The sequence below is a fragment of the Azospirillum sp. TSO22-1 genome (assembly GCF_003116015.1).
Lineage (GTDB): Bacteria > Pseudomonadota > Alphaproteobacteria > Azospirillales > Azospirillaceae > Azospirillum.
In genome coordinates this window covers 1-26768 of the sequence record NZ_LGQZ01000005.1, presented here as the reverse complement: position 1 = coordinate 26768, position 26768 = coordinate 1, and the positions used below count along the sequence as shown (strand labels likewise).

The following is a 26768-nucleotide window of genomic DNA, read 5'->3' as shown; positions in this document are numbered from 1 at the left end:
GACACCGTGCGAAGGGGCGCTACGGCAGCGCAGTCTCGACCATTCGACGTGGTTTGCAAAGGTTTCAGCCGCCACCCTTCTGGAACGCCCGGTCGAAGCGCCGCACGAAAGCCCACGCGTCCTCCTCTCCGCAGCCATGGAAGCGCAGCGTCACCCGCATCACCGGAATCTCGAACAGCCCGAGCCGGCGCGGCGGCAGCGGCTCAGCGACGATTTCCACCGCGTCGCCGACCCACACCACCCCACCGTCCTCGTGCACGGGCAGACCGCCCGCCGCCCCCGGCAGCAGGCGCAGGAACTCCGCGCGGGTCAGCGCCATCTCCTTGACGACGGACGCGATCATCCCCCGGCGACGGGCGGCCACATGGCGAGCGCGTCGCCGGGCTTGAGCCGGTGCGACTCCAGCTGGCTCGGCACCACGTAGACGCCGTTGACCAGCACCAGGTGGCACTTCTCGCGCGGCAGGTTCAGCCGCTCGATGATCGTCGCGGGGGTGGCGTCGTCGTCCACGTCCAACTCGGCGGCGTTGTGCCGCGCCCCGGCGGGCAGGTGGCCGGCGAGCGTGGCGAACAGCTTGACCGTGATCTGCATCTATCTCACTTGGGAATGCGCGACGTACGCTTCCATAATGCGGTGCGGGTCCTTCTTCAGCCGCTCTTTCCAGGGGCCGAGCCGAGTTTCCGCCTGGATCAGGCCGCGCAGCACGCCGATGTGCTGGGTCAGGCCGATGGCGGTGCCGCCGACCAGGACGTCGTCCTGGAACTGCAGGCTGAGGTACTTGTGGTTGGCGTGGTCCACCACCTCGACGCTGTCGCCGCCGTCCACGCCGGCCCACAAGCCGAAGGAGCTGGAGATCAGCCCCACCGTGTCCAGCACGTTCATCTGCAGGCTGCCGTTGTACTGCACGTTGCGCCCGGCCATGTTCATGGCGGCGATGCGGCCGTGCTCCGACGCGGTCGGCTGGATGGCGTGCACGTCGTGCGCGCGGGTCGAGAAGTCGTATCCCTGCGCCACGTCGCCCGCCGCGTACACGTCGTTGACGCTGCTGCGCATGTAGCGGTCGACCAGGATGCCCCGTTCCACCTTGACGCCGCTGTCCTTCAGGAAGTCGACGTTCGGCGTCACGCCGGCCGACACGACGACGAGGTGCGCGCCGATGCGCTCGCCGCTGTCCAATTCGACGTCGATGGTGTCGCCCTCGGTGGTCGCCTCGCGGCGCCGGAGAAAGCCGAAGATGCCGCGGCTTTTCTCCGCCGCCACCGACTGCAGGCTCTTGATCTTTGTCGAGGTGAGGACGCGGATGCCCTTCTTCTCGCACCAGGTGCGGATCATGGTGCCGGCGGTGGAATTCATCATGCGCGGCACCATGCGGTCGCCCATCTCGACCACGGTCAGCTGCACGCCGCGCGCCGCCAGCGCTTCCAGCACGATGCAGCCGATGAAGCCGGCGCCCATCAGCACCACGTGCGCGCCCGGCTCGGCGAGGCGGATGATGTTGCGGGCGTCCTCCAGCGTCCAGCAGTGGTGGACGTTCTTGAGTTCCAGTCCCGGGATCGGCGGGCGCACCGGCCGCGCGCCGGTGGCGATCAGCAGGCGGTCGTAGCCGAGGTGGCTGCCGTCCTGGAAGTCGATGCGCTTGTGGTCGGGGTCGAGCCGCGACGCCAGGCCGTGCCGCACCTCGATGCCGAGCGCGGCGTAGTGGCCGGGCGTCTTGCGCAGATAGGTGCCGTCCTCGCCGACCTTGCCGGTCAGCACGTAGGGGATGGCCATGCGGGAATAGGGCGGTTCGGGCTCGCCGGCGACCAGGGTGATGGTGCCGGCGGGGTCGGTCTTGCGCAGGGTCTCGGCGGCGACCACGCCCGACGGGCCGGCGCCTAGGACGACGTAGTGCATGGGGCACCCGATGTTCTTTGGGTGAGATTCCTTAAAGCCCCTCTCCCTTGACGGAAGAGGGGTTGGGGAGAGGGTGGCGGACGTACCTTGCGGGCTTCGCCCGCGCCCCCTCTCCCCAAACCCCTTCCCCGCGAGGGGGGAGGGGCTTACGTCACAGCGCCAGCCGCGCCAGCGTCTCGTTGGTCGGCACGCCGTCCGGCGTCCAGCCGCGGAGCTCGTAGTACTCCGGCAGCATCTTCGCCAGACCGTTGGTCAGCCCCTTGGCCGGGCCGGTCTTCGCCGGTTCGGTCAGCAGGCGCTTGGGCAGCGTGTCGTCCTTGGCGGTGAAGCCGGCCGCCAGGTTGAACTGGCGCTCCAGGTTCCAGATGCGCTCGCCGGTCTCGACCATGCGCTCGACCGACCAGCCGCCCTCGATGGCCGCGTCCACCTGCGGCGCCACGTCCTGCAAGGTCCAAGCGAAGGACGTGAAGATGCAGATGCCGGCCGCGTCGAAGGCCGCGGTGGCGTCCTGGAAGGCCTTGACCAGACCGGGCTTGCCGTCGGTCGCCAGCGGATCGGTCTTCTCGGGAATCCCGAGGATCTCCGAGGCCACGGTGTAGCTGCGCAGGTGGCAGGCGCCGCGGTTGGAGGTGGCGTAGGTCAGGCCCATGCCCTGGATGCCGCGGCTGTCGTAGGCCGGGAACTCCTGGCCCTTGACGCCCATGTGGAACTCCGGATGGCCGTACTTCTCGCACAGCCGCTTGGAGCCGAGGCCGAGATCGACGCCGAAGCCCTCGGCCTTGCCGGTCAGCTCCGCCGCCTTGACCAGCGCCTCGGCCGAGCCGAAGCGGAACTCGATGCCGCCGGTCTCCTTGGTGGTGATGGCGCCGGTCTCGAACAGCTCCATCGCCGCCGACACGGTGGCGCCGAACGAGATCGGGTCGAAGCCCTGCTCGTTGCAGATGAAGTTGGCGTAGGTCAGCGCCTCCAGGTCATCGACCCCGGTGTTGGAGCCGAGCGCCCACGCCGCCTCGTACTCCAGGCCGCCCGAGGCGCCCCAGTACTCCGGCTTGTTGGAGACCGAGAAGTGCGTCTTGTCCATCTGCGAGATGCGGCCGCAGGCGATGGTGCAGCCGAAGCAGGCGGCGTTCTTCACCAGATTGGGCTTGCCGTCGCTCGGGCGCTTTTCCGCCATCGCCTCGGCCGAGATGGCGCGCGCGCCCTCGAACTGCACGTCGCGGTGGTTGCGCGTCGGCATGGCGCCGGTCTCGTTGATGACGTTCATCAGCACCTGGGTGCCGTAGGTCGGCAGGCCCTGGCCGGTCACCGCGTTGCCGGACAGCACCGCCTTGCCGGCTTCCGCCGCCTTCAGGAAGGCCGGGAAGTCGCGCACCTTGACGCCCAGCGTGCCGCGCAGCGCGACCGCCTTGAGGTTCTTCGAGCCCATCACGGTGCCGACGCCCGAACGCCCGGCGGCGCGGTGCAGGTCGTTGACGATGCAGGCGTACTTCACGCCGCGCTCGCCGGCGAGGCCGATCGATGAGACGCGGATCTGCGGGTCCTGGTGCTTCGCCTTGATCGCCTCCTCGGTGTGCCAGACCGACGTGCCCCACAGGTCGTCGGCCGGCAGCAGCCGCGCCTCGCCGTTCTCGACGTAGAGGTAGACGGGCGCCGGCGCCTTGCCCTCGACGATGATCATGTCCCAGCCGGCGTTCTTCAGCTCGTTGCCGAAGAAGCCGCCGGAGTTCGAGCAGGCGATGGCGCCGGTCAGCGCCCCCTTGGTGATGACGGTGTAGCGCCCGCCGGTCGAGGCCATGGTGCCGGTCAGCGGCCCGGTGGCGTAGATGATCTTGTTGTCCGGCGACAGCGGATCGACCTTCGGGTCGATCTCCTCCACCAGGTACTTGGTGCCGAGACCGCGCGAGCCCAGGTACTTCTGGGCCCAGTCCATGTTCAGCGGTTCGCTCTTGATCGTGCCGGCGGTCAGGTTGACGCGCAGGATCTTACCAGCCCATCCCATCGTCGTGCCCCCCTCAGTTCGCCGCGGCCGACGCGGTCCTGGACGCCCAGGCGCGCATCTTGTCCAGGCCGGTCCATTCCGCGTCCACATAGGTGATCGCCTGCGTCGGGCAGGCCGAGGCGCAGGCGGGCGAGCCCTGGCACAGGTCGCACTTCATGACCTTGCCGGAGGAGGCGTTGTAGTTGATGGTGCCGAACGGACAGGCGATGGTGCAGACCTTGCAGCCGACGCACAGCTCGTTGAGGACTTCCTTGGCGCCGGTCAGCGCGTTGACCTTGATGGCGTCCACCGGGCAGGCCTGCATGCACCACGCCTCGGCGCACTGCGTGCAGGTGTAGGGGACGAACCGCGCCTCGGCGTCGAAGGTGAAGACGCGGATCCGTGACTTGGAAGGATTGAAGACGCCCTCGTTCTCATACGAACAGGCCATCTCGCATTGCCGACACCCGGTGCATTTGCCGGGGTCGATGTTCAGCGAACGCTGCATCGGCGCACTCCTCGGACGGTGTGACCAGTACCCAGTGGGCGACCGATTTTTTCCGCCGGGTCTTCGTGAAGACGTCGACGGAAGGGTCGCCCTTATCAGTTGTTTGTAATGCGAAGCGTATACCCTCACTCCAGACCCGGCAAGGTGGGGAGGGGGCCTGACGGATCATACTATCGGCCAATGGACGGGGGCCGTTTGCCGGCCGGGCGCGCGCGCCCCAGATCAAGGCCATGGCACAGCCTCGAGCATCCCAGGGAGAGAGACGCATGAGCACGCGACGGATGGCGGAGATGATCTCCGACATCAACCCGATGGGCACCGACGGGTTCGAGTTCATCGAGTACACCGCCCCCGATCCCGCCCAGCTCGCCGCCCTGTTCGAGAAGATGGGCTTCCGCCCGGTGGCGCGGCACCGCTCCAAGAGCGTCACGCTGTGGCGGCAGGGCGGCATCAACTTCATCGTCAACGCCGAGCCGGACAGCTACGCCCAGGCCTTCGCCAGGGTGCACGGCCCCAGCGTCTGCGCCATCGCCTTCCGCGTCGCCGACGCCGCGCACGCGCACAAGCGGGCGCTGTCGCTGGGCGCCCGGCCTGGGCCGAGCACCGCCGGGCCGATGGAGCTGAACATCCCCTCCATCCAGGGCATCGGCGGCAGCCTGATCTATCTGGTCGACCGCTACGGCGACCGCAGCATCTACGACGTCGACTTCGAGTTCGACGAGACCGAACCGGCCGAGCCCGCGGGCGTCGGCCTGCAGTGCATCGACCACCTGACGCACAACGTCCACAAGGGCCGCATGGACGAGTGGGCGGACTTCTACACCAAGCTCTTCAACTTCCGCGAGATCCGCTACTTCGACATCGAGGGCAAGCTGACCGGCATCAGGTCGAAGGCGATGACCAGCCCGTGCGGCAAGATCCGCATCCCGATCAACGAGTCCGCCGGGCACGGCGGCAAGGATCAGATCGAGGAATACCTGGAGGCCTACCACGGCGAGGGCATCCAGCACGTGGCGCTGAGCACCGGCGACGCCTACGCCACCGTCGAGGCGATGCGCGGGCGCGCCAACGAGTTCATGCCGCCGCCGCCCGACACCTATTACGAGATGCTGGCCGAACGGCTGCCGAACCATGGCGAGGACATCGCGCGGCTGAAGAAGGACAACCTGCTGATCGACGGCTCGCCGGGCGGCGGCCTGCTCCTGCAGATCTTCACCAAGACGGTGATCGGCCCGATCTTCTTCGAGGTCATCCAGCGCAAGGGCGACGAGGGCTTCGGCGAAGGCAACTTCCGCGCGCTGTTCGAGAGCATCGAACGCGACCAGATCAAGCGCGGCGTGCTGAAGGAGGTCTAATTCTCCCTCCCCCTGCCCGGCAGGGGGAGGGAAGGGGCCCGCAAAGCGGGAAGGGGGGCTGCGGCTTTGCTGGCAGGCCGCTGCCCCCACCTAACCTCCCCCGCCGGGGGCGGGGGAGGAACTGTTGTCTTGCTACGCAATCATCCGAGTCGCCCCGCAACCAATGCGCGCTGGCGGACTCCTATCCGTTGTCGTGCCGTGGAATCGCTGGCGTTCCCTCCGGCCGGTCCCCATATGGCTCCCACCGACCGCCTTCCGGCGCAGAATGCTGGTTATGCGGCTTTTCCGCACGCTATAGTCGGTTGGCGGGAATTCTCCGTCACGAAGGTCCAGTGGAGTGATGCGGTGAATAGAACAATAATAATAGTCGATGACAGCAAGCTATCCAGAATGCATCTGCGCGGCATTGTTCTGCGCCATCGTCCGGACTGGACCGTGAAGGAGGCGGGAAGCGGTGATGAACTCTTCTCTGCCCTGGCTGAAGGTCCTATCCATATTGCCATAATCGACTACAACATGCCGGGCATGAACGGGCTGGATGTGGCGGCCGAGCTGAAGCGCCGGCAGGGCGACGTGCACATCGCCGTGGTCACCGCCAACGCCCAGGATTCCGTGGTCGCCGGCATCCGCGAGCTGCACGCCGCCTTCCTGCCGAAGCCGGTGGACGAGGAGCAGGTGGCGCGCTTCCTGGCCTCCACGCTGCTGCCGCGCCGTCCAGGCGCTTCCGCCTGACCCCCGCACCGGACCCGGCATGGCCACCCTGAACGAGATCGAGCGCGACGCGCTGACCGAACTGGGCAACATCGGCGTCGCCAAGGCGTCGGTGGCGTTGGCCAAGCTGGTGGGCGGCGAGGTGCGGATGTCCGTGCCGGACGTCCGCGTCATGCCGCGCGGCGCGGCGGCGCGCGGGCTGGAGGAGGCGCTCTCCACGCACCTCGTCGCGGTGTCCGAGTGCTTCGACGGGGCGCTCACCGGGGCGGCGCTGCTGGTCTTCCCGGAACGGCACTGCCACGAACTGGTGCGCGCCGTGCTGCCGCCCGAGGTCGGGGCCGCCGACGTCCCCGCGCTGGAGGGCGAGGCGTTGGCCGAGGTCGGCAACATCGTGCTGAACAACTGGCTGGCGGTGGTCGCCAACATGCTCGACGCCAGGCTGGACACGGCGCTGCCGACGGTGCTGCGCGGCGATGGCGCGGCGATCCTGGCCGGCTGCGGCGCGCCGGCCGGGGATGAGGCGCCGACCATCGTCTTCACCATCCGCTTCCATGTGCACGGCACCAACATCGCCGGGCAGATCCTCATCGCCATGGACGCCTCGGCCGAGGCGGCGCTGCGCGAACGGATCGCCCACACCATAAGGAAAATCACCGGCTGAAGCCGGGCAGAGAGGAACGACCTTCCATGGCCCTCGTGAAGAAGACGCAGATCGCGAAGTCCGGCGCCGCCAAGGCGCCGCCGGTCATCGAGGACGTGGCCGGCGCGCCGGACGCGGCGGATGCCGAGGCGCAGAAGCGCCGCGTGCGCGCCACCACCCGCCGCCGCAAGGCGGCCGAGGGCATCGCCGCGGCCTCCGCCCAGCTGGCCGGCGGCGTCGCCCAGGCCGCGGCGGCGGCGGAGGAACTGCGCAAGGCGATGGAGCAGGTCGCGGCGAGCGCGGACGAGGCCGCCGCCACCACCCAGCAGTCGCAACGCGCCATCGACCGCTCGGCCGAGCACGTCGGGCGTGCCCGCCGCAGCGCCGAGGCGTCCATCGTCCGGGTCGAGGCGCTCGAGACGCTGATCGGCGGCATCGCCGGCCGCATCCTCGGCTCCGTGGACGCCATCGTCCGCGCCGCCGAGCGGCAGGAGGGCGCGGTGGTCCTGGTCGGGCGGCTGGAGCGGCAGGCCGGCGAGATCGGCGAGATCGTCCAGGGCGTCGCCGCCATCGCCGACCAGACCAACCTGCTGGCCCTCAACGCCGCCATCGAGGCGGCGCGCGCCGGCGAGGCCGGCAAGGGCTTCGCCGTCGTCGCCGACGAGGTGCAGGCGCTGGCTGAGCGGTCGGAGCGCTGCACCCGCGACATCCAGGACCTCGTGGCGCGGATCCAGGCGGCGGTCGGCACCATCGCCCAGGGCATTGTCGGCTCCGCCGCAGCGGCCAAGACCGAGGTCGAGCGCGGCCGTCACGTCACCGGACAACTGGAGCGGGTGCGCAGCGACATGGCCGTCATCGCCCGCGGCGGCCAGGAGACGGTGAAGGCCGCCCTGGAGGCCGAACAGGCGGTGCGCGCGGCGCAGCGCGGCGCAGAGAACATCGCCGCCGCCGCCGAGGAGCAGTCCGCCGCCGCCGAAGAGGCGCTGAAGACCGTCGGCCAGCAGGCCGAGGCGCTGAACCAGAGCGAATCCACCGCCTCGCAGCTGGCGGAGATCGCCGACGAGCTGACCGCCAGCACCGACGTGCGCCGCAGCGCCGAGGAGGTGGCCTCGGCCGCCGAGGAGCTGTCCGCCGCCATCGAGGAGATCAACCGCGCCGCCGCGCAGATCACCATCGCCATCACCCAGATCGCCCGTGCCGCGGAGACCCAGTCGGCGGCGACGCAGCAGTCCTCCTCCGCCATCGCCGAGATCGAGGCGAGCGCCAAGCTGAGCGTCGGCCGCGCCACCGACGCGCTGGAGCGCAGCCGCTCCATGGCCGCGCAGCTCGACGGGATGCGGGAGTCGGTCACGCAGCTGGCCACCGGCGTGTCGCAGTCGGTCGAGGCCGGGCGCCGGAGCGCCGAGCAGATCGGCGAGCTGGAGCTGGCCGCGCGGCGCATCGACAAGATCGTCGATGCCATCACCGTCATCGGCATCCAGACCAGCATGCTGGCGGTCACCGGCTCGGTCGAGGCGGCGCGCGCCGGGGAGTTCGGGCGCGGCTTCAACGTTGTCGCCTCGGACATCCGCACCCTGGCGCAGGACGCCTCCGACAACGCCGACCGGGTGAAGGATCTGGTCAAGGGCATCCAGGACCAGGTGATCCGCGTGCGCCGCGACATCGAGGAGATCGCCGCCACCGCGCTGGCCGAGGCCGCCCGGCATCAGGAATTCGCCGCCAGCCTCGCCGCCGCGGCCGGGGATCTGGGCACCGTCGTCGCCAGCAACCAGGACATCCTGGCCAGCGCCGAGGAGATGATGAACGCCGTGCGCGAGACTCAGGCCGGCGTCGAACAGATCGCCGCTGGCGCCACCCAGGCCAACATGGCCGCTGGCGAGGCCGCCAAGGCGGCGCGCGAGCAGGCCAAGGGGGCGGAGGAGCTGGCCGCCGCCGTCGAGGAGATCGCCATCATGGCCGACGAGCTGCAGGGCGCCGCGTGATGGCGACCCGCGCTCCGCGCAAGAAGGCCGCCCGCGCGGCTCCCGATGCGGGGAGCAGCGCCGGCGCGGCGGCGGGCGGTGCCCGCTTCGTCACGCTGCGCGTCGGCGTCAGCGTGCTGGCGCTGCCGTTGTCCGAGGTGCGGGAGATCGTCCGGCGGCCGGAGATCGTCCGCATCCCCTTGAGCCCGCCCAGCCTGGACGGGTTGGCGCGGCGGCACGGTGTGGTGCTGCCGGTGATCGGGCTGCGCAGCGTGCTCGGCCTGCCCGGCACGGCGGCCGACAAGGACGCGCGCGTCGTGGTGGTCGGCCACAGGGGGCAGCCGATTGGGCTGGCGGTGGACCGCGTCGAGGGCATCGTCACCGTCGCCGACACGCGCATCGATCGCGACGCCGTGGACGCCGGCGTCGATGCCGAACTGCTGGCCGGTGTGATCCGCGACCCCAGGGGCGGTGCGGCGGCGGCCATCCTCGACGCCGGACCGCTGGTCGAGCGGCAGTTCGCCGAACTGGCCCGCCCCGCCGAGCGAGCCGCCGCGCACGACGGCGTCGCCGCCGTCGCGGCCGGGGCGAAGGCGGCGACCGTCGGGCTGGTCACCTTCGCGGTCGCCGGGCAGGAGTTCGCGCTGCCGGTATCCGACGTCGAGCGCATCGTGCCGCGCCCGGCGGAGGTGTCGCGCATGCCGAAGGCGCGCGCCCACCTGTTGGGCGTGATGGCGCTGGGCGACGGGCTGCTGCCGCTGGTGGGGCTGCGCGAGCTGTTCGGCCTCGGGAACACCGAGGCCGGCCAGGGGCGGGTCGTGGTCGTCCGGCTGGGCGACGGGGCGCAGGTGGGGCTGGCGGTGGACGGCGTGCATGAGATCCTGCGCGTCGATCCGGCCCTGGTCGCCCCGGTCCCGGCCATCCTCGCCCGCGAGGCCGAGTTCGAGGACATCCAGTCCATCGTCCGCCTGCAGGGGGGCAAGCGTCTGGTGTCGGTGCTGTCGGCCGGGCGCATGCTGGCGCACGCGGCCGAGGTGGCGGCGGCGCTGGAGGAGCACAGCGGAGGGGAGGCAACCATGGCCGAGCGGAGCGCGGGCGGGTCCGACGAGTCCTTCGTCGTCTTCCGTCTGGGCGAGGCGGAGTACGGTCTGCCGGTCTCCGCCGTGCAGGAGATCCAGCGCCGGCCGAAGACGCTGTCGCCGCTGCCCAAGGCGCCGGAGTTCGTCACCGGTCTGGTCAACCTGCGGGGATCGGCGCTGCCGGTCGTGGACCTGCGCCGCATCCTGCGCCTGGGCGAGGCGGCGCTGGACGAGCGCCAGCGCGTCGTCGTCCTGGCGGTGCGCGAGTTCCGCGCCGGGCTGATCGTCGATTCCACCAGCGGCGTGCTGCGCATCCCGGCGGATGCCATCGAGCCGGCGCCCGCCGTGAGCGAGGCGCAACGCCAGCTGATCGGCCGTGTCGCGACCCTCGACGGCCAGAAGCGCATGGTGCTGCTGCTGGAGGTCGAGGCCCTGTTCGACATGGAGCACCTGGCAGCCCTCCTCGAAGCCGCTTGAGGAGTCCGGCATGAAGGTGCTCGTGGTGGACGATTCGGCGCTGATGCGCCGCCAGCTCACCGACATTCTCACCACCGCCGGCATGCGGGTGGAGACCGCCCGCAACGGCACCGAAGCGCTGGAGCTGGTGGCACGCTTCCAGCCGGACGTGGTGACGCTCGACGTCGCCATGCCGGAGATGGACGGTCTGTCCTGCCTGAAGCGCATCATGGCCGAGAGCCCGCGCCCGGTGGTGATGATCTCCGCCCTCACCGACGCCGGCGCCGAGACCAGCATGGAGGCGCTGCGCCTGGGCGCGGTGGAGGTGGTGCACAAGCAGGGCGTGGCCGGCGTCGGCCTGCGCCGCATGGCCGGCGAGCTGGTGCGCATCGTCCAGGGCGCGGCCGGCGCCAGGCTGCGCCGCGCACACGGCCTGCGCGAGCGCCTGCAACGCACCAGGGCCAGCATCGTCGGCGACCGCGAACTGCCGTCGCCCGCGGTCCCCCGGCCCGGCGAACCGGCGGAGACGCCGCCCGACGCTGCCGGTCCGGGGGTGGTGCTGGTCGGCGTGTCCACCGGCGGCCCCAGCACGCTGGAGGAGATCATTCCCCAGCTGCCGGCGGACGTTCCCTGGCCGCTGGTGGTGGCGCAGCACATGCCGCCGACCTTCACCGCCACGCTGGCGCGCCGGCTCGACGACATCAGCGCCCTGAAGGTGGTCGAGGCGGCGCAGCCGACGGCACTGGAGCCCGGCATGGTCTGCATCGCCCGCGGCGGCGCCGACGCCGTGCTGACGCGGCGCGCCGGCCGGCTGGTGGTGCAGCCGGTGCCGGCCGACCCGGCGCGGCCCTGGCACCCGAGTGTGGACCGCCTGGTGGAGAGCGCGGTGCAGCACGTCGAGCCGTCCCGGCTGGTCGGCGTCCTGCTGACCGGCATGGGGGTGGACGGCGGCGCCTCGATGGCCGGGATGCACGCCCGCGGCGGCCGGACCATCGCGGAATCGGAGGCGAGCGCCGTGGTCTTCGGCATGCCCGCCGACCTGATCCGCCGCGGTGGCGCCGACGTGGTGCTGCCGGCCGAGCAGGTGGCGGGACAGCTGGTGCGGTGGTTGAAGCCGGCCGCCCGCGGCTAGTGCATTTTTTACCGTCATCCCCGCGAAGGCGGGGATCCAGGAAGAGCCCCGGCAGGGGCGATATGAGTCATCTGGCTCGCGGACGCGAGCGCTGGATCCCCGCCTTCGCGGGGATGACGAAGAAGGAAAGGGATTGGCTTCCATGGGACTGATCAAGGCCAGGAAGGACTCCGCCGGCACCGCGCCGCCGCCCTCCGGCGACCCGCTGGAGCTGCTGGAGAGCCGCGATCCCGCCGCCCGCCGCCGCGCGGCGCACCAGCTCGCCTCCCGTCCGGGCGCCGCGGCGGCGCTGTGCGCCCGCCTCGCGCGCGAGGACGACCTGAGCGTGCGCGAGGCGATCCTCACCGCGCTGCTGCACGGCCACCCGCCGGACGCCGTCCCCGGCCTGCTGCCGTTCCTGGAGAGCGAGGACGCCGGCCTGCGCAACGCCGCCATCGAGACCTTGCAGCAGATGCCACCCGACCTCGTGCTGCCGCACGTGGGGGCGCTGCTGGCGCACGAGGATTCCGACGTGCGCATCTTCACCGTGCAGCTCGTCGCCAAGCTGCCGCACCCCGAACGCATGGCCCGCCTGACCGCCGTTCTGGACCACGAGCCGCACGTCAACGTCTGTCTCGCCGCCGTCGAGGGCGTGGTCGAGGCCGGGCGGCCGGAGGCGCTGCCGGCGCTCGACCGGCTGAAGGCGCGTTTTCCGGACGACCCGGTCGTCGCCTTCTCGGTGGACGCGGCGCACCGCCGCTTCGCGCAGGGTTGAGCCGGTTGGCGCCGCGCGACGCCAAGGGAAAGAAGCCGTCCTCCGGTGCCTCGCCGGAGGATTACGAATTGCTGTGCGACTTCCTGCGCCAGCGCACCGGTCTGTCGTTCGGGGAGAACAAGCGCTACTACGTCGAGCGCCGCGTGGTCGATCGCATGGCCGCGGTCGGCGCCGGCGACTTCCGCGACTACCTGACCCTGCTGCGCTTCCAGGCGTCGGGCGAGGAGCTGCAGCGGCTCGTCAACCTGATGACGGTCAACGAGACGTACTTCTTCCGCGAGAAGTACCAGTTCGACTGTCTGGTGAACTCGACGCTGGACGAGATCGTGCGCGACCGCAAGCCGGGCGACCGCATCCGCATCTGGTCGGCCGGCTGCTCGACCGGCGAGGAGCCGTACTCCATCGCCATCATGCTGCTGGAGTTCTGGAAGCGGGTGGATGAGTTCGAGATCGAGCTGCACGCCTCCGACATCGACAGCCGCGTGCTCGACGCCGCCCGCGCCGGGCTGTACGAGGAGCGCTCCTTGCAATTCCTCCCGCCGCACCTCGTGTCGAAGTACTTCACGCTGGAGGCGCCGGGCCGCTGGCGCATCATGCAGGACCTGCGCGAGTCCATCGACTTCTCGCACCTCAACCTGCGGGATCCGGATCAGATGGGGCGCTTCCGCGATCTCGATGTCATCTTCTGCCGGAACATGCTGATATATTTCGACGATCTCGGACGGCGCGAGGCCGCCGCGGGGTTCTGGGACGCGCTGGCGCCGGGCGGCTTCGTCTTCCTCGGCCACTCGGAGAGCATGGCCCGCATGTCGTCGCTGTACGTGCCACGCCGGTTCCCGGAGGCGATCGTCTACCAGAAGGGCCACCAGGAGGGGAGGCAGGCATGAGCGAGGCGACCCGCCGGGTCCTGGTGGTGGACGACGCCGTCACCGTGCGCGCCTACACGCGCCAGGTGCTGGAGGCCGACGGCTTCACGGTGGAGGAGGCGGTCAACGGCATCGAGGGGCTGGAGCGCGCGCTGCTCGACCCGCCCGACCTGCTGCTGGTGGACGTCAACATGCCGAAGATGGACGGCTACGCCATGCTGCGCGCCGTGCGCCGCGAGGAGAGCCTGCGCGCCATCCCCGCCCTGATGGTCAGCACGGAGGCGAAGGAGTCCGACCGCCAGAAGGCGCTGGCCTCCGGCGCCAACTGGTATCTGGTGAAGCCGGCGCGCCCCGACGCGCTGACCCTGTCGGCGCGGCTGCTGACCGGGCGCCCGGTGGCCGGGGGTGCCTCGTGAGCGAGCTGTTCGACCAGTTCCTCGTCGAATCGCGCGAGCTGCTGGACGGCATCGGCGCCGGGCTGCTGCGGCTGGAGCGCAGCCTGGAGGACAAGGCGGCGATCAACGAGCTGTTCCGCGCCTTCCACACGCTGAAGGGTGGCACGGCGCTGTTCGACTGGCCGGCCTTCACCCACCTCGTCCACGCGGCGGAGGATTTGCTGGCCTCCGTGCGGTCCGGCGATGTGGCGGCGACGGCGGACCTCATCGACCGGCTGTTCGCGGTGGCCGACCAGAGTTCGCGCTGGATCGACCACATCGCCGAGCACCGCGGCCTGCCCGCCGACGCCGGCGAGCGGGCCCGCGTGCTGGAGGAACGCCTGCGCGCCGCGCCCGGCGAGGCGGCGCCGGAGACCGCCCTGCCGGACGCGTTCGGCTGGCTGCGCGACCTGTCGCGCGAGGAGCGCGAGGCGCTGCGCGCCGCCGGGCCGTCGCTGACCGCCGTCGCCTACGATCCCGACCCGGAGTGCTTCTTCAACGGTGACGATCCGCTGGCGCTGTGCCGGCGCATCCCGCGCCTCGTGCTGCTGCGCGTCGAGGCGGCGGAACCGCTGCCGGACCTTGCGGCGCTCGACCCCTATCGCTGCCGGCTGCGCTTCCGCGCGGTCAGCGCCGCGCCGGCCGGCGACGTGGCGCCGGTGTTCCGCACCGCGCCCGATCAGGTGCGCGTCGCCCCGGTGCCCGCCGACCTCGTCGGCCCCGCCCCCGCGCCGCCGCCCGCCGCCCCGGCCCCGGGCGCCGCAGCGATGGCCGAGGCGATCCTCGGCGAGCAGCGGCGCATCCTGGCGCTCGACGCCGCGCCGGGGGAGCTGGAGGGGCGGTTCGCCTCGGTGGAGCGGACGGCGCTCAACGTGCTGACGGCGCTGGGCCGCGCGGCCGAGGGGGCGGCGGTGCAGGCCGCCGCGGCGTCGGCGCGCGCGGTCGGGCGGCCGGGGCCGCTGGCCAACCACCTCGCCACGCTGCTCGCCGCGGTGGCCGCCGAGGCGACCGAGGCCAAGCTGAACGAACACGCCGAACCCCGCGCCGCCCGCCGCGCGCTGCGCGTCGAGCCGGAGCGGGTGGACCGCCTGCTGGCGCTGGTCGGCGAACTGGCGGTGGCGAAGAACCGGCTGCCGCCGCTGGTCCGCCAGGCCGAGGGCGACCGCGCGCTGGCGCGCACCCTGCGCGAGGTCGCCGACACCATCGACGGCCTGTCCGACGAGTTGCAGAACGCCGTGCTGCGGCTGCGCATGCTGCCGCTGGCGACGGTGCTGCAGCCGCTGCCGCGCATGGTCCGCGACCTCGCCCAGCGGCTCGGCAAGCGGATCGACCTGCTGGTCGGCGGCGAGCGCACCGAAGCCGACAAGGATGTGCTGGACGTGCTGGGCGAGCCGCTGATCCACCTCGTCCGTAACGCGGTGGACCACGGCATCGAGGCGCCGGAGCGCCGCGCAGCCGCCGGCAAGCCGGAGGCGGGCACCATCCGCATCGACGCCCGCCAGGACAAGGACAGCGTCGTCATCGAGATCGCCGACGACGGCGGCGGCATCGACGCCGCGGCGGTGCGGCGCAAGGCGGTGGAGAACGGCGTGATCGACGCCGCGCGCGCCGCCGCGCTGTCCGACGCCGAGGCGCTGCCGCTGATCCTGCTGCCCGGCGTCAGCACCGCCAGGGCGGTGACCGACGTCTCCGGCCGCGGTGTCGGCATGGACGCGGTGCGCACCGCGGTGGGGCTGGCCGGCGGGCGGGTGGAGATCGCCTCGGAGCTGGGGCGGGGCACGCGGGTGCGGCTGGTCCTGCCGCTGACCATGGTCATCACCCCGGTGATGGTGGTGGAGGCGGCGGACGGCCTGTTCGGTGTCCCGACCTCGGCGGTGGCGGAGGTGGCGAAGGTGCCGGCCACGGACATCCGGCGGGTCAAGCACGCGGAGAGCGTGGTGCTGCGCGGCCAGCTGATTCCGGTGTTCCGCCTGCGCCGGCTGCTGGCGCTGCCGGACGGCGAGGGCGGGGGCGGGACCGTCACCGTGCTGGTGCTGCGCCTCGACCGCGAGCCGATCGGGCTGGTGGTGGACGGCATCCGCGACCGGCTCGACGCGGTGCTGAAGCCGCTGTCGGGCGTGCTGGCCACGTTGCGCGGCTACAGCGGCACGGCGGAGCTGTCCGACGGCCGGCTGCTGCCGGTGATCAACCTGAGGGAGCTGCTGTGATGCCGGTCCGCTACGACGGCGTGGTTGCCCGCTTCGAGGGCCTGTGCGGCGTGGAGGAGGCGCTGCCGCTCAGCGACTGGCTGCTGGCGACGCCGGACGCGCGCCTGGACCTGGGGCCGTGCACGGAGCTGCACACCGCGCTGTTGCAGGTGCTGATGGCGGCGCGGCGGCCGGTGGATGTCCCGCCGGAGGACGAGTTCCTGGCGAGGTGGATTTCTCCCTCCCTCGCCTCCGGCGGGGGCGTGGAGCCGGTGCCGAAGGCAACGAGCGCCGGAGGCGATCGTAGGCGGAGCGCGGTCGCCCGACTTGCGGGCGACCGATGGAAGGGGCCCGCATAGCGGGAAGGGTGGGGGCAGCGGCCTTTCCGCGAAGCCGTTGCCCCCACCCAACCCTCCCCCAGCGGGGCTGGGGGAGGGCCCGCATGCCCACCTCAAATCACGTTCAGTTCCCGCAGCGGCTTCCCCTCCGCCAGCCGCTCGTACCGGAACGGCGTCAGGTCCAGCGTGCGGTACTCCCCGTACACGATCCGCTCCGCCAGGCCGCGCCCCACCCCCGGCGCCTGCTGCAGGCCGTGTCCGCTGAAGCCGTTGGCGAACAGCAGGTTGGTCACTTCCGGGTGCGGGCCGATGATCGCGTTCTGGTCGACGTCGTTGTACTCGTAGTGCCCGGCCCAGGCGCCGGTCACCTTGACCGCCTCGAAGGCAGGCACGCGCCCGGCTAGCGCCGGCCACAGGTGATCGTCGAACAGGTCGTGCTCGACGGTGAGGTCCAAGGTGTCGGGGTCGCGGTCCGGCGGCGGCGGGGCACCGCAGATGAAGGTCCTGCCCTCTGGCCGGAACCACACGCCCGACGGGTCGATGACCAGCGGGCAGCCGGGCAGCTCCTGCCGGCAGTCGAAGACGAAGACGCAGCGCTTGCGTGCCGACACCGGCAGTTCCACTCCCGCCAGCGCCGCCACCGAGCGCGCCCGCGGGCCGCCGGCGTTCACCACCGTGCCGCACTCCAGCCGCGTGCCGTCCGCGAGGCTCACCGACGCGACGTGGCGGCCGCGCACCTCCATGCCCGCCGCCTCGCCGGTCAGGAAGGTGACGCCCAGCGCCTTCGCCTTGCGGCGGAACGCCTGCATCAGGCCGTAGCCGTCGAACCAGCCCTCGCTCCCCTCCAGGCCCAGCGAGCCGAGGACGATCCCCCCGGTGCTCAGCCACGGGAAGCGGGCGACCAGTTCATCCGGGGTCAGCAGCGCCACCGGCACGTCGCAGGCGCGCTGGATGGCGTGGTTCCCGCGCAGGACCGGTTCGCCCGCCGCGGTGGCGAGGTAGAGGTAGCCGGGCGTGCGCAGGCCGAGGTCGACCGCGTCGCCGTCCACCGACAGCAGCGCGGTCACGTTGCGCAGGAACTCCAGCCCGAAGCGCGACAGCGCGATGTTGGCGGGCGTCGAAAACTGCTGCCGGATCGAACTGGCCGACAGTGCCGAGCTGGCCGTCGCGTAGGACGGGTCGCGTTCGACCACGGCGACGCTGCCGCGGAAGCCGGGGTCGTTTGCCAGGAAATAGGCGGTGGCGCACCCCATCACGCCGCCGCCGACGATCACCACGTCGACGCGTTGAACCATGTCCCGGAATCCTCCTGGCGCCATCGGGCCAGAGCGGGGGCGCGGCGTCAAGCCGGCGCAACATCCTCGGGTTGGGACGGAAAACACAGAGGCACAGAGACACGGAGGGGCACAGGGAAAACCAATCTCTGTGTCTCTGTGGTTCATTCCCTCCGAAGCGAGGTCTATTCGGCGTCCGGCTGGCGTTCGGGGGCGGCGTCGGCGAAGGCCGGCAGGGCGCGCGCCGCGGCGGCGATGCGCACGACGGTCGGGTAGGGCGTCAGGTCGCAGTCGAACCGCTCGGCGTTGGACACCTGCGGCACCAGGAAGACGTCCGCCAGCGTCGGCTGGTCGCCGTGGCAGAAACGGCCGGTGCGCGGGTCGTTCGCCAGCATCGCCTCCAGCGCGTCGAAGCCCTCGGCGATCCAATGGCGGTACCAGGCGTTGCGTGCCTCCTCGTCCAGGCCCAGCGCCTTGCCCAGGTGCTTGAGGACGCGCAGGTTGTTCAGCGGGTGGATGTCGCAGGCGACGGCCAGCGCGATGGCCCGCACCCGCGCGCGGTCGGCGGGGTCGGCGGGCAGCAGGGCGGGGTGGGGGTGCACCTCGTCCAGGTACTCGACGATCGCCAGCGACTGGGTGAGCAGCGCGCCGTCGTCGGTCTCCAGAGCGGGCACGAACTTCTGCGGGTTGAGCGCGGCGTAGGCGGCCGCCTGCTGCTCGCCCTTGCGCAGGTGGACGAAGGCGTGTTCGGGCGCCAGACCCTTGAGGTTCAGCGCGATGCGCACCCGGTAGGCGGCGGAGGAGCGGAAGTAACCGTACAGCTTCATGGTGCACCACGCGTCAAAGTGGGATCGGGCGGTCGGGTCCGGATGAAGCGGGCGGCGCCCGGCCGCTGTCAAGACGGACTGTTGGTCGGGCGGTCAGTCCACCCCCTCGCCGCCGCCCGGCGCCATCGCCTCGGCCCGTGCGTGCAGCTTGGTCAGCAGCGTGTCCAGTTGCCGCACCTCGTCGGCCGACAGCGTCTCCAGCACCTCACGTTCCATGGCGCGGGCGAGCGGGACGATCTGCTGGTAGACGCCGCGGCCCTTCCTCGACAGCGCCAGCACGTTCTGCCGCTGGTCGAGCGGGTTGTCCTTGCGGCTGACCAGCCCGCCCGCCACCAGCCGGGCCACCGCGCGGCTGACCTTCGCCTTGTCCATCGCGGTGCGCGCGCAGATGTCCGCCGAGGAGGCCGGGGCGTAGCGCCCCAGCACCGCCATCACCCGCCATTCCGGGATGGACAGCCCGAACGCCGCCTCGTAGCGGCGGGCGAACGCCTTGCTCACCAGGTTCGACACCACCGACAGGCGGTAGGGCAGGAAGCGGCCCAGTTCGAGGGCGTCGTTCTCCTCGTCCGCGACGGGCTCATCGGTGATCTGCGCCATTGGGGGGCTTGCGAACGGTTTCGTTTGAAACAATCCTACTGAGGGAGCATGCAGCGTCAAGCCCCGGTAAACGGGGCCATGGGAGGGGAACCGTGAAGAGCTACATCCAATTCCCGCGCGTCGAGGGCAGCGCGTCGCGCCAGGCGCACGCCGACCTGCCGCCCGGCACGTTCGAGCGCGAGCTGGGCAAGGAGGGTTTCTTCGGCCCGGCGACCCACATGTACCACCGCCACCCGCCGACCGGCTGGACCAACTGGAACGGCCCGCTGAAGCCGCGCGCCTTCGACCTGACCAGGCTGAACGGGGAGCACCCCAGCCCGTGGGACGCCGCCCTCGTGCTGCACAACGCGCACCTGCGCATGCGGTTGTGGCGGTCGCCCCAGCGGATGGACCATCTGGCGCGCAACGGCGACGGCGACGAGTTGCTGTTCATCCACACCGGCCGCGGCGACCTGTTCTGCGACTACGGCCACCTGGAGTTCCGCGCCGGCGACTACATCGTGCTGCCGCGCTCGACCATGTGGCGGATCGAGTGTGCGGAGCCGGTGACCGCGCTGTTGATCGAGGCGACCAATTCCACCTACCGCCTGCCGGAGAAGGGCATGCTCGGCCCGCACGCCATCTTCGACCCGGCGGTGCTCGACGTGCCGCAGCTCGACGACGCCTTCCGGGCGCAGCAGGACGAGGCCGAGTGGACCGTGCGCATCAAGCGCCGCAACGCCGTCACCACCGTGACCTACCCGTTCAACCCGCTGGACGCGGTGGGGTGGAAGGGCGACCTCAGCGTCGTGCGGGTGAACGTCGCGGACATCCGGCCGGTGATGAGCCACCGCTACCACCTGCCGCCCAGCGCGCACACCACCTGGGTGGCCGACCGCTTCGTCGTCTGCACCTTCGCGCCGCGCCCGTTCGAGAGCGATCCAGGGGCGCTGAAGGTGCCGTTCTACCACAACAACGACGACTTCGACGAAGTGCTGTTCTACCACGCCGGCGACTTCTTCTCGCGCGACAACATCCATCCGGGGATGGTGACCTTCCACCCCTGCGGCTTCACCCACGGCCCGCACCCGAAGGCGCTGAACAACGCCTTCACGCCGAAGAAGCCGGCCACCGACGAGTACGCGGTGATGCTCGACGCCCGCGACGCGCTGGAGGTCGGCGAGGCGGCGGCCGGCGTCGAGTTCGCCGGCTACGTGGACTCGTGGAAGACGCCGGCTCCCCCGAAGGCGGCGGAGTGACCCGATGAAGCTCGCGTCCCTGAAGGCCGGCGGCCGTGACGGCACCCTCGTCGTCGTCTCCCGCGACCTGACCCGCGCCGTGGCGGTGCCGGAGATCGCCGAGACCCTGCAATCCGCGCTCGACCGCTGGGAGGAGACCGAACCGGCGCTGCGCATCATCGCCGAGCGGCTGGAGGCCGGGCACGGGGAGGGCGCCGTGCCGTTCGACCCGGCGACATGCGCCGCCCCGCTGCCGCGGGCGTATCAGTGGTGCGACGGCTCGGCCTACGTCAACCACGTGGAGTTGGTGCGCAAGGCCCGCGGCGCCGAGATGCCGCCGAGCTTCTGGACCGATCCGCTGATGTACCAGGGCGGTTCGGACCGCTTCATCGGCCCGTGCGACCCCATCGAGGCCATCTCGGAAGACCACGGCATCGACCTGGAGGCCGAGATCGCCGTGATCACCGACGACGTGCCGATGGCGGTGACGCCGGAGGCGGCCGGGCGGCACATCAAATTGCTGATGCTGGTCAACGACGTCAGCCTGCGCGGCCTGATCCCGGCGGAGCTGGCGAAGGGCTTCGGCTTCCTCCAGTCGAAGCCGGCCAGCAGCTTCTCCCCCGTCGCGGTGACGCCGGACGAACTGGGCGACGCGTGGCGGGACCACACGGTGCATCGGCCGCTGCTGTCCTGGATCAACGGGCGGGAGTTCGGCCGGCCGGAGGCCGGGGTGGACATGACCTTCGACTTCGCCCGCCTGATCGCCCACGCCGCGGCGACGCGGCACCTGGGCGCGGGGACGGTGGTCGGCTCCGGCACCGTGTCCAACAGGCTGGACGGCGGGCCGGGCAAGCCCATCGACCAGGGCGGCGTCGGCTATTCCTGCCTCGCCGAGGTGCGGACGGTGGAGACCATCCTGGACGGCAAGCCGGCGACGCCCTTCCTGCGCTTCGGCGACCGCGTGCGCATCGAGATGATGGACGCGCAAGGGCGCAGCATCTTCGGGGCGATCGACCAGACGGTGATGCCGTACGGGCGGCGGTGACGGGGCGGGGGCGAAATGGTGGCATGAGGCGCAATGCCGCACGGGGAAACACACGGGAGGCGAGTATACGCTGCGCCAGGGACCGAAGGATGGAGGCCCGCGTGGACCAGATCGAGCAGCGCGCGCTGAACATGCCGCGCATGATGCGCCGCCTCGGCGTCGACAGCGAGGCAGCGTACGGCTGCGGCCTGGGTCTGATGATCGCCCGGGCGGCGCGGCGGTGCAGCCAGTGCCGCACCGTCGAGACCTGCACCGCATGGCTGGGCCGTCCGGCCGCCGACACCGCGCACCGCGACTTCTGCCCGAACGCCGAGCTGTTCGAACGGCTGGCGGGCTAAGCCCCTCCCCCCTGGCGGGGGAGGGGTTGGGGAGAGGGGGCAGACCGGCTCAGTTCAGCCCACCTCGCGCTTCAGCGCGTCGCGCGCCTCGGTGGACAGCACCGGCAGGCCGTTGCGCGCCTCCAGCACGTGCACGTCCGACGCGTTGAGCGTCTTCAGCGCGAAGCCCGTCACCTTCGGCGGGGTGCCGTCGAAGATCCCCGGCTTGGTGTCGTAGACCGGCGCGAAGGTGCAGCCCGCCAGCATGGCGCGCAGCATCAGCCCCTCGTCCGAGCCGCCGCCGGCCGCCACGGCGCCCGGCGTGCCGAAGACCAGCCGCTCCGCCTCGTCGTCGCTGAGCAGGCCGCGGTCGTTCAGCACGTCCACCATGGCGGTGGAGACCACCACCGGCGTCGCCTTGCCCTTCCAGTAGAAGCGCCCGTCGTCCCAGCCCACGTCCAGCGAGCGGAAGATGACGTGCGGCTCGCGGCCGCCGATGGTGCCGGCGACGACGTAGTTCAGGCGGACCAGCCCGTTCCAGGCGTCCGCCGGTGCCAGGATGCACGAGACCGCGTTGCGCGTGATGCGCAGATAGGTGTCGTTGACGCCCGAGGGCTCGAATTCGAACAGCATGCCGGTCAGCCTCCGCCGCACTCGAAAGGACCCGTTCGCAAGACTGAGGTGGCGCGGGATTTTCACCCAGCAACGTCTTCATGCGGGTGAACCACTTTCGATGATGCTCGGCCGGATAAGCCTCGCCGGATTGCCGAACATGGGACATATAAACAGCGGCGAAGCGCAGAAGGCCCACATGACCGAGCAGGAAAGCGATAGCCGGAGCGGCGGACCCGACCTGCGCCACCCCTGGCGCTGGGCGTACCTCGGCATCGGCTATGCGGCGCTGGGGCTGGCGGCGGCCGGCGTGGTGCTGCCGCTGCTGCCGACCACGCCGTTCCTGCTGGTCGCCGCCTGGGCCTTCGCCAAGGGCAGCCCGCGCCTGGAAGCATGGCTGTACCGCCACCCGCGCTTCGGCCCGTTCCTGACCGACTGGCGCGACCGCGGCGCCATCCCCCGGCGCGCCAAGGCGGCGGCGGTGGCCGGCATGGCCGGCAGCTGGTGTCTGGTGGCCTATGGGGCGGAGCGGCCGACCGTGCCGGTGATCGCCGGCGTGGTCATGGCGGCGGTCGCGGTCTATGTCGTCACCCGGCCGACGCCCGAAAGAACCTCCGCAGAGTAGGGTCTTTCTTGGAACGATTCTTGCGCGCGGCACCGTGACGCACCGTGGCACGCTTTGGTCACGCCCGCTTTGTACGCTACCGTGCTGTGGTTCGGTGGGGCGCCCGCCGGACGGCCGGGGCAAGATCAGCACAAAAACGGGAGAGACCCCGGTCTCGGGCGCCCAACCCCATCGGACTCCATGGGGAGGAAACGCCATGACGCAAGGCGACCAAGCGGCCACGCTGGCCGAGCTGCTGGACGATCCCATCATCGACATCCTTCTGAACGGCGACGGCCTGAGCCGCGACGACCTCGCCTCGGTCATCGAGGACGCGCGCCACAAGCTGCACCACGACCCCGGCGCGCCGGAGGGGTGATCGCACCCCGGTCGACAGGGTCCGATTGACAGGGAGGGTCGGGCTTCGGCACAACGGGCGCCTTCACGCCCGGCCGGAGAGTGCCATGCCGACGCCCGAGACCGCCCCCGTCACGCCCCTGTTCGACGCTCCGACCATCGCCCGCCGCATCGACGGGATGGCGGCGGAGATCGCCGCCGCCATGCCCGGCGACGTGACGGTCATGGTGCTGCTGAAGGGCAGCTTCATCTTCGCCGCCGATCTCGTGCGGGCGCTGGGCCGCGCCGGCATGACGCCGCAGGTGGACTTCCTGCGCCTTGCCAGCTACGGCGCGGGCAAGGAAAGCTCGGGCATCGTGCGCATCATCGGCGACGTGCCGGAGGGGCTGGCCGGGCGCCGCATCCTGCTGGTGGACGACATCGCGGACTCCGGCCGCTCGCTGAACGCCGCGGTGCGCCTGATGGAGGAGGCCGGTGCCGCCGAGGTGCGCATCTGCGCGCTGCTCGACAAGCCGAGCCGCCGCGTGGTGCCGGTGCCGGTGGAGTTCGTCGGCTTCTCGGTGGACGACCTGTTCGTCGTCGGCTACGGCATCGACTACGCCGAAGGGTACCGCTACCTCGACTTCGTGGGTGCGGTCGGATGACGCGGCAGGCCGTCGGGTCCTATGGACTTGGCGGCATGGACGAGGCCTCGGGCTTGAGTCATACTGACATCGTTCCGTCGTTGCGACGAAGCGAGGGCCGCCCCGCCGGCACCCGATCACGACGAGCACCGGTGCCCGCGCGGCTTCGCCCCCTTCCGTCCGGCGGAGGGTTCGAGCAAGGAGACCGCATCATGCGTCTGCCGCTTCAGGTGAGTTTCCGCAACCTGCACCCGTCCGAATTCCTGGAGGCCAAGATCCGCGAGAAGGCCGCGAAGCTCGAGAAGGTCTTCGACGGCATTACCCGCTGCGACGTGGTGGTCGAACGGCCGCACCACGACCAGCGCAAGGGCTGGATGTACCATGTCCGCATCGACCTGACGGTGCCCGGCGGCCGCATCGCGGTCCGCGGCGACGACAGCCACGCCCACACCGACCCGCGCGCCGCCATCCGCGACGCCTTCGACGCCGCCCAGCGGCAGCTCAGCGACTGGATCGCCCGCAAGCGCACCGTGGAGGCGCTGGAAGCCGCGGATTAGGAAGATTGCCCCTCCCCCTGCTCCGCAGGGGGAGGGAGGGACCCGCGGAACGCGGGAGGGTGGGGGCTACGGCCTGCCCGAAAGGCCGCTGCCCCCTCCTTCCCTCCCCCTGCTCCGCAGGGGGAGGGAAGGAGCAACTCCACTTGACCACCGTCAACCCTGGCCGCCGCCGCACGTGGCAGGATACGGCCGTTCCGCCGTATTCCCGCCCGGAGGTCCTGACCGTTGCCCATTGCGGTGCTGCTCCCGATCGGCTTGGCCGTCATCATGTTCACCGTCGGGCTCCGCCTGACCGTGGCCGATTTCGTGCGGCTGATCGAACAGCCGCGCGCCATGCTGGTCGGCCTCGGCAGCCAGCTCGTGCTGCTGCCGCTGCTGGCGCTGCTGATCCTCTCCATCCACCCGCTGCGGCCGGAGTTCGCGGTCGGGCTGATGGTGCTGGCCGCCAGCCCCACCGGCATAACGTCGAACCTGCTCACCCTGCTGGCCGGCGGCGACGTGGCGCTGTCGGTGTCGGTCACCGCCGTGACCAACAGCGTGTCCATGCTCACCCTGCCGCTGATCACCAGCGCCGCCACCGCGCTGTTCCTCGGCAGCGGCAGCTTGGTCTCGCTCCCGGTGCTGCCGACGCTCGGCGGCGTGCTGCTCACCACCGGGCTGCCGCTGGCCGCCGCCATGCTGCTGCGGCGGTTCCGGCCCGCTCCCGCCGAGCGGCTGGCCGGCGCGCTGCGGCGCGTCGCCGTGGCGATCTTCGCCGCCATCGTGCTCGGTGCGTTCTGGAGCCAGGCGCCGCAGATGATCGAGTACGGCGCCGAGGTCGGCCCGGCGGTCGCGGCGCTGAACGTCGGCATCATGGCGCTGGCCTTCCTGTGGGCGCGGCTGATGCGGCTGGACGACCGCCGCGCCACCGCCATCGTGCTGGAATGCGGCTTGCGGAACGCCGCGACGGCGATCACCGTGTGCGCCGTGCTGCTGGGCAACCCGGTCATGGTGGTGCCGGCCATCCTGTACGCCCTGGTCATGAACGTCACCGCGGTGGGCGTCGTGCTCGCCCGCCGCCGCCTGAGGGACCCCGTATGCGTGCCTTCCTCGCCCTGATCGTGCTGCTGGCCGGCCTGTCGCCGGCCCTTGCGCAGGACGTCAGCCCGCGCTTCGCGCTGACCGACCACACCGGCCGCGCGGTGACGCAGGCCGATTTCGCCGGCCGCTTCCTGCTGCTCACCTTCGGCTACACCGCCTGCCCGGACGTCTGCCCGACCGGTCTGCAGACCATGGCGGCGACGCTGGACGCGCTGGGGCCGGAGGCCGACAAGGTGCGGGCCGCGTTCGTGACGGTCGATCCGCAGCGCGACACGCCGGCCCAGCTGTCCGGCTACGTGGAGCTGTTCCACAAGCACCTGATCGGGCTGACCGGCGACGAGCCGGCCATCGCCGACTTTGCGAAGCAGATGCGGGTGAAGTACGCCAAGGTCGTCGTCCGCCCCGAGGATCCCGACGCCTACGCCATGGACCACACCGCGTCCTTCTTCCTGATCGGGCCGGACGGAAAGCTGCTCGACCGCCTGCCGCACCGCCTGACGCCGGACAAGCTGGCCGAGAAGATCATCCAGCGCATCCGGGGCGGCGCATGACCTTCGATCTGTCCACCAGTTTCGGCTATCAGGCCGTCTCGCCGGACGAGCGGCGCGCCCGCGTGCGCCGCGTGTTCACCGCCGTGGCGCCGCGCTACGACCTGATGAACGACCTGATGAGCATGGGCATCCACCGCCTGTGGAAGCGCACCTTCGCCCGCATGGCGGCTCCGCGCTCGGGCCAGGTGATCGTCGACGTGGCTGGCGGCACCGGCGATGTCGCCCGCCTGCTCGCCGGCCCGGCTCGGCACGTGACGGTCTGCGACCCGAGCCTTCCGATGATGAGCGCCGGTCGCGCCCGCGGTTCCCAGGGCATCGAGTGGCTGGCCGGCGAGGCGGAGCACATCCCGCTGGCCGACGCCTCGGTGGACACGGTGACCATCGCCTTCGGCATCCGCAACGCCACCCACCTGGACCGCGCGCTGGCCGAGATGGCGCGCGTGCTGAAGCCCGGCGGCCGGCTGCTGTGCCTGGAGTTCTCGCGCCCGGTGGCGCCGCTGCGCCCCTTCTACACGGCATTCTCCTACGCGGTGATCCCGGCGCTGGGCGCCCTGGTGGCGCGCAACCCCGAGGCCTACGTGTACCTCGTGGAATCGATCCGCCGCTTCCCGGACCAGGAGACCTTCAAGGGGATGTTCGAGGCGGCCGGGCTGGCGGACGTGCGTTACCGGAACCTGAGCTTCGGCATCGCCTGCATCCATGAAGGGGTAAAGCCCTCATAAGCCCTCCCCCATCCCCGCTGGGGGCGTGGAGCCGGTGCCATAGGCAACGAGCGCCGAAGGCGATCGTAGGCGGAGCGCGGTCGCCCGACTTGCG

30 protein-coding genes are annotated in these 26768 nt (G+C 71.3%); 21 read left to right on the top strand and 9 right to left on the bottom strand.

What is annotated here, in order from left to right; all coding sequences use genetic code 11:
* Positions 1–64 precede the first annotated feature (64 nt).
* The 5 genes from TSO221_RS01335 to TSO221_RS01315 form a co-directional block, all read right to left on the bottom strand.
* Complete coding sequence (locus TSO221_RS01335; RefSeq protein ID WP_109116684.1) at positions 65–343, bottom strand: hypothetical protein; 279 nt, start codon at positions 341–343, stop codon at positions 65–67.
* Positions 340–591 (bottom strand): MoaD/ThiS family protein, encoded by a 252-nt coding sequence (locus TSO221_RS01330; RefSeq protein ID WP_109116683.1) that lies wholly within the window; start codon positions 589–591, stop codon positions 340–342. The genes TSO221_RS01335 and TSO221_RS01330 overlap by 4 nt, the downstream gene beginning before the upstream one ends.
* On the bottom strand, positions 592–1893 hold the full coding sequence (locus tag TSO221_RS01325; protein WP_109116682.1) for an FAD-dependent oxidoreductase: 1302 nt from the start codon (positions 1891–1893) through the stop codon (positions 592–594).
* 151 nt (positions 1894–2044) lie between these two features.
* The gene (locus TSO221_RS01320) at positions 2045–3892 is read right to left on the bottom strand and encodes an aldehyde ferredoxin oxidoreductase family protein (protein ID WP_109116681.1); all 1848 of its coding nucleotides are present in this window, start codon (positions 3890–3892) and stop codon (positions 2045–2047) included.
* Positions 3893–3905: 13 nt separating this feature from the next.
* A complete protein-coding gene (locus tag TSO221_RS01315; protein WP_109116680.1) occupies positions 3906–4379 on the bottom strand; it encodes a 4Fe-4S dicluster domain-containing protein in 474 nt (157 codons plus the stop codon).
* 266 nt (positions 4380–4645) lie between these two features.
* Here TSO221_RS01315 and hppD point away from each other — a divergent pair, with 266 nt between their 5' ends.
* The 11 genes from hppD (at position 4646) to TSO221_RS01260 (ending at position 16312) form a co-directional block, all read left to right on the top strand.
* Entirely contained in the window at positions 4646–5734 is a 1089-nt protein-coding gene (hppD, locus tag TSO221_RS01310) for a 4-hydroxyphenylpyruvate dioxygenase (protein WP_247877873.1), read from the top strand.
* Positions 5735–5968: 234 nt separating this feature from the next.
* Positions 5969–6466, top strand: coding sequence for a response regulator (locus TSO221_RS01305; RefSeq protein ID WP_109116678.1), 498 nt, complete (start codon positions 5969–5971; stop codon positions 6464–6466).
* Between the two features lie 19 nt (positions 6467–6485).
* On the top strand, positions 6486–7106 hold the full coding sequence (locus tag TSO221_RS01300; RefSeq protein WP_109116677.1) for a chemotaxis protein CheC: 621 nt from the start codon (positions 6486–6488) through the stop codon (positions 7104–7106).
* 26 nt (positions 7107–7132) lie between these two features.
* A complete protein-coding gene (locus TSO221_RS01295; protein WP_109116676.1) occupies positions 7133–9067 on the top strand; it encodes a methyl-accepting chemotaxis protein in 1935 nt (644 codons plus the stop codon).
* Complete coding sequence (locus tag TSO221_RS01290) at positions 9067–10602, top strand: chemotaxis protein CheW (protein WP_109116725.1); 1536 nt, start codon at positions 9067–9069, stop codon at positions 10600–10602. Before TSO221_RS01295 ends, TSO221_RS01290 begins: the two co-directional genes overlap by 1 nt.
* 10 nt (positions 10603–10612) lie before the next feature.
* Positions 10613–11713, top strand: coding sequence for a chemotaxis-specific protein-glutamate methyltransferase CheB (gene cheB / locus TSO221_RS01285; protein ID WP_109116675.1), 1101 nt, complete (start codon positions 10613–10615; stop codon positions 11711–11713).
* Positions 11714–11855: 142 nt separating this feature from the next.
* Positions 11856–12467: a HEAT repeat domain-containing protein gene (locus TSO221_RS01280; protein WP_109116674.1), complete on the top strand. Its 612-nt coding sequence runs from the start codon at positions 11856–11858 to the stop codon at positions 12465–12467.
* Between the two features lie 5 nt (positions 12468–12472).
* Positions 12473–13354 carry a protein-glutamate O-methyltransferase CheR gene (locus tag TSO221_RS01275; protein ID WP_109116673.1) on the top strand — a complete coding sequence of 294 codons (882 nt, stop codon included), beginning with the start codon at positions 12473–12475 and terminating at the stop codon, positions 13352–13354.
* Positions 13351–13749: a response regulator gene (locus tag TSO221_RS01270; protein WP_109116672.1), complete on the top strand. Its 399-nt coding sequence runs from the start codon at positions 13351–13353 to the stop codon at positions 13747–13749. The genes TSO221_RS01275 and TSO221_RS01270 overlap by 4 nt, the downstream gene beginning before the upstream one ends.
* Positions 13746–15974, top strand: a complete 2229-nt coding sequence (locus tag TSO221_RS01265; RefSeq protein ID WP_109116671.1) for a chemotaxis protein CheA — start codon at positions 13746–13748, stop codon at positions 15972–15974. The genes TSO221_RS01270 and TSO221_RS01265 overlap by 4 nt, the downstream gene beginning before the upstream one ends.
* Positions 15974–16312 (top strand): hypothetical protein, encoded by a 339-nt coding sequence (locus TSO221_RS01260; RefSeq protein ID WP_247877872.1) that lies wholly within the window; start codon positions 15974–15976, stop codon positions 16310–16312. The genes TSO221_RS01265 and TSO221_RS01260 overlap by 1 nt, the downstream gene beginning before the upstream one ends.
* A gap of 92 nt (positions 16313–16404) precedes the next feature.
* On the opposite strand, the gene TSO221_RS01255 is transcribed toward TSO221_RS01260, so the two are convergent.
* The 3 genes from TSO221_RS01255 to TSO221_RS01245 form a co-directional block, all read right to left on the bottom strand.
* On the bottom strand, positions 16405–17586 hold the full coding sequence (locus tag TSO221_RS01255) for an FAD-binding oxidoreductase (protein ID WP_109116670.1): 1182 nt from the start codon (positions 17584–17586) through the stop codon (positions 16405–16407).
* A gap of 164 nt (positions 17587–17750) precedes the next feature.
* Positions 17751–18392, bottom strand: a complete 642-nt coding sequence (maiA, locus tag TSO221_RS01250) for a maleylacetoacetate isomerase (protein ID WP_109116669.1) — start codon at positions 18390–18392, stop codon at positions 17751–17753.
* Positions 18393–18485: 93 nt separating this feature from the next.
* A complete protein-coding gene (locus TSO221_RS01245) occupies positions 18486–18989 on the bottom strand; it encodes a MarR family winged helix-turn-helix transcriptional regulator (protein ID WP_109116668.1) in 504 nt (167 codons plus the stop codon).
* A 92-nt stretch (positions 18990–19081) separates the two neighbouring features.
* Here TSO221_RS01245 and TSO221_RS01240 point away from each other — a divergent pair, with 92 nt between their 5' ends.
* The 3 genes from TSO221_RS01240 (at position 19082) to TSO221_RS01230 (ending at position 21589) form a co-directional block, all read left to right on the top strand.
* Positions 19082–20227, top strand: coding sequence for a homogentisate 1,2-dioxygenase (locus TSO221_RS01240; RefSeq protein ID WP_109116667.1), 1146 nt, complete (start codon positions 19082–19084; stop codon positions 20225–20227).
* Between the two features lie 4 nt (positions 20228–20231).
* Positions 20232–21251 carry a fumarylacetoacetate hydrolase family protein gene (locus TSO221_RS01235; protein ID WP_109116666.1) on the top strand — a complete coding sequence of 340 codons (1020 nt, stop codon included), beginning with the start codon at positions 20232–20234 and terminating at the stop codon, positions 21249–21251.
* A gap of 101 nt (positions 21252–21352) precedes the next feature.
* Positions 21353–21589, top strand: a complete 237-nt coding sequence (locus tag TSO221_RS01230) for a DUF6455 family protein (RefSeq protein ID WP_146208667.1) — start codon at positions 21353–21355, stop codon at positions 21587–21589.
* Positions 21590–21643: 54 nt separating this feature from the next.
* Here the strand turns inward: TSO221_RS01230 and TSO221_RS01225 are convergent, their stop codons facing one another.
* The gene (locus TSO221_RS01225; RefSeq protein WP_109116664.1) at positions 21644–22201 is read right to left on the bottom strand and encodes a hypothetical protein; all 558 of its coding nucleotides are present in this window, start codon (positions 22199–22201) and stop codon (positions 21644–21646) included.
* 178 nt (positions 22202–22379) lie between these two features.
* Between TSO221_RS01225 and TSO221_RS01220 the strand changes: the two genes are divergently transcribed.
* From TSO221_RS01220 to TSO221_RS01195, 7 genes are all read left to right on the top strand, one after another.
* Positions 22380–22805, top strand: coding sequence for a YbaN family protein (locus tag TSO221_RS01220; protein ID WP_109116663.1), 426 nt, complete (start codon positions 22380–22382; stop codon positions 22803–22805).
* A 196-nt stretch (positions 22806–23001) separates the two neighbouring features.
* Positions 23002–23163: a hypothetical protein gene (locus tag TSO221_RS35260; RefSeq protein ID WP_158283962.1), complete on the top strand. Its 162-nt coding sequence runs from the start codon at positions 23002–23004 to the stop codon at positions 23161–23163.
* A gap of 85 nt (positions 23164–23248) precedes the next feature.
* Positions 23249–23785: a hypoxanthine phosphoribosyltransferase gene (gene hpt / locus TSO221_RS01215; protein ID WP_109116662.1), complete on the top strand. Its 537-nt coding sequence runs from the start codon at positions 23249–23251 to the stop codon at positions 23783–23785.
* Positions 23786–23976: 191 nt separating this feature from the next.
* Positions 23977–24321, top strand: coding sequence for an HPF/RaiA family ribosome-associated protein (locus TSO221_RS35255; protein ID WP_158283961.1), 345 nt, complete (start codon positions 23977–23979; stop codon positions 24319–24321).
* A 225-nt stretch (positions 24322–24546) separates the two neighbouring features.
* Entirely contained in the window at positions 24547–25419 is an 873-nt protein-coding gene (locus TSO221_RS01205) for a bile acid:sodium symporter family protein (RefSeq protein ID WP_109116660.1), read from the top strand.
* Positions 25398–25952: an SCO family protein gene (locus TSO221_RS01200; protein ID WP_158283960.1), complete on the top strand. Its 555-nt coding sequence runs from the start codon at positions 25398–25400 to the stop codon at positions 25950–25952. Before TSO221_RS01205 ends, TSO221_RS01200 begins: the two co-directional genes overlap by 22 nt.
* On the top strand, positions 25949–26674 hold the full coding sequence (locus TSO221_RS01195; protein ID WP_109116658.1) for a class I SAM-dependent methyltransferase: 726 nt from the start codon (positions 25949–25951) through the stop codon (positions 26672–26674). Before TSO221_RS01200 ends, TSO221_RS01195 begins: the two co-directional genes overlap by 4 nt.
* The last annotated feature ends 94 nt before the right edge of the window (positions 26675–26768 follow it).

Excerpts from the sequence above, each read along its gene's own strand:
- TSO221_RS01335 (WP_109116684.1), bottom strand. The coding sequence starts at position 343 with ATGATCGCGTCCGTCGTCAAGGAGATGGCGCTGACCCGCGCGGAGTTC.
- TSO221_RS01330 (WP_109116683.1), bottom strand. The coding sequence starts at position 591 with ATGCAGATCACGGTCAAGCTGTTCGCCACGCTCGCCGGCCACCTGCCC.
- TSO221_RS01325 (WP_109116682.1), bottom strand. The coding sequence starts at position 1,893 with ATGCACTACGTCGTCCTAGGCGCCGGCCCGTCGGGCGTGGTCGCCGCC.
- TSO221_RS01320 (WP_109116681.1), bottom strand. The coding sequence starts at position 3,892 with ATGGGATGGGCTGGTAAGATCCTGCGCGTCAACCTGACCGCCGGCACG.
- TSO221_RS01315 (WP_109116680.1), bottom strand. The coding sequence starts at position 4,379 with ATGCAGCGTTCGCTGAACATCGACCCCGGCAAATGCACCGGGTGTCGG.
- hppD (WP_247877873.1), top strand. The coding sequence starts at position 4,646 with ATGAGCACGCGACGGATGGCGGAGATGATCTCCGACATCAACCCGATG.
- TSO221_RS01305 (WP_109116678.1), top strand. The coding sequence starts at position 5,969 with ATGGCTCCCACCGACCGCCTTCCGGCGCAGAATGCTGGTTATGCGGCT.
- TSO221_RS01300 (WP_109116677.1), top strand. The coding sequence starts at position 6,486 with ATGGCCACCCTGAACGAGATCGAGCGCGACGCGCTGACCGAACTGGGC.
- TSO221_RS01295 (WP_109116676.1), top strand. The coding sequence starts at position 7,133 with ATGGCCCTCGTGAAGAAGACGCAGATCGCGAAGTCCGGCGCCGCCAAG.
- TSO221_RS01290 (WP_109116725.1), top strand. The coding sequence starts at position 9,067 with ATGGCGACCCGCGCTCCGCGCAAGAAGGCCGCCCGCGCGGCTCCCGAT.
- cheB (WP_109116675.1), top strand. The coding sequence starts at position 10,613 with ATGAAGGTGCTCGTGGTGGACGATTCGGCGCTGATGCGCCGCCAGCTC.
- TSO221_RS01280 (WP_109116674.1), top strand. The coding sequence starts at position 11,856 with ATGGGACTGATCAAGGCCAGGAAGGACTCCGCCGGCACCGCGCCGCCG.
- TSO221_RS01270 (WP_109116672.1), top strand. The coding sequence starts at position 13,351 with ATGAGCGAGGCGACCCGCCGGGTCCTGGTGGTGGACGACGCCGTCACC.
- TSO221_RS01260 (WP_247877872.1), top strand. The coding sequence starts at position 15,974 with ATGCCGGTCCGCTACGACGGCGTGGTTGCCCGCTTCGAGGGCCTGTGC.
- TSO221_RS01255 (WP_109116670.1), bottom strand. The coding sequence starts at position 17,586 with ATGGTTCAACGCGTCGACGTGGTGATCGTCGGCGGCGGCGTGATGGGG.
- maiA (WP_109116669.1), bottom strand. The coding sequence starts at position 18,392 with ATGAAGCTGTACGGTTACTTCCGCTCCTCCGCCGCCTACCGGGTGCGC.
- TSO221_RS01245 (WP_109116668.1), bottom strand. The coding sequence starts at position 18,989 with ATGGCGCAGATCACCGATGAGCCCGTCGCGGACGAGGAGAACGACGCC.
- TSO221_RS01235 (WP_109116666.1), top strand. The coding sequence starts at position 20,232 with ATGAAGCTCGCGTCCCTGAAGGCCGGCGGCCGTGACGGCACCCTCGTC.
- TSO221_RS01225 (WP_109116664.1), bottom strand. The coding sequence starts at position 22,201 with ATGCTGTTCGAATTCGAGCCCTCGGGCGTCAACGACACCTATCTGCGC.
- TSO221_RS01220 (WP_109116663.1), top strand. The coding sequence starts at position 22,380 with ATGACCGAGCAGGAAAGCGATAGCCGGAGCGGCGGACCCGACCTGCGC.
- TSO221_RS35260 (WP_158283962.1), top strand. The coding sequence starts at position 23,002 with ATGACGCAAGGCGACCAAGCGGCCACGCTGGCCGAGCTGCTGGACGAT.
- hpt (WP_109116662.1), top strand. The coding sequence starts at position 23,249 with ATGCCGACGCCCGAGACCGCCCCCGTCACGCCCCTGTTCGACGCTCCG.
- TSO221_RS35255 (WP_158283961.1), top strand. The coding sequence starts at position 23,977 with ATGCGTCTGCCGCTTCAGGTGAGTTTCCGCAACCTGCACCCGTCCGAA.
- TSO221_RS01200 (WP_158283960.1), top strand. The coding sequence starts at position 25,398 with ATGCGTGCCTTCCTCGCCCTGATCGTGCTGCTGGCCGGCCTGTCGCCG.
- TSO221_RS01195 (WP_109116658.1), top strand. The coding sequence starts at position 25,949 with ATGACCTTCGATCTGTCCACCAGTTTCGGCTATCAGGCCGTCTCGCCG.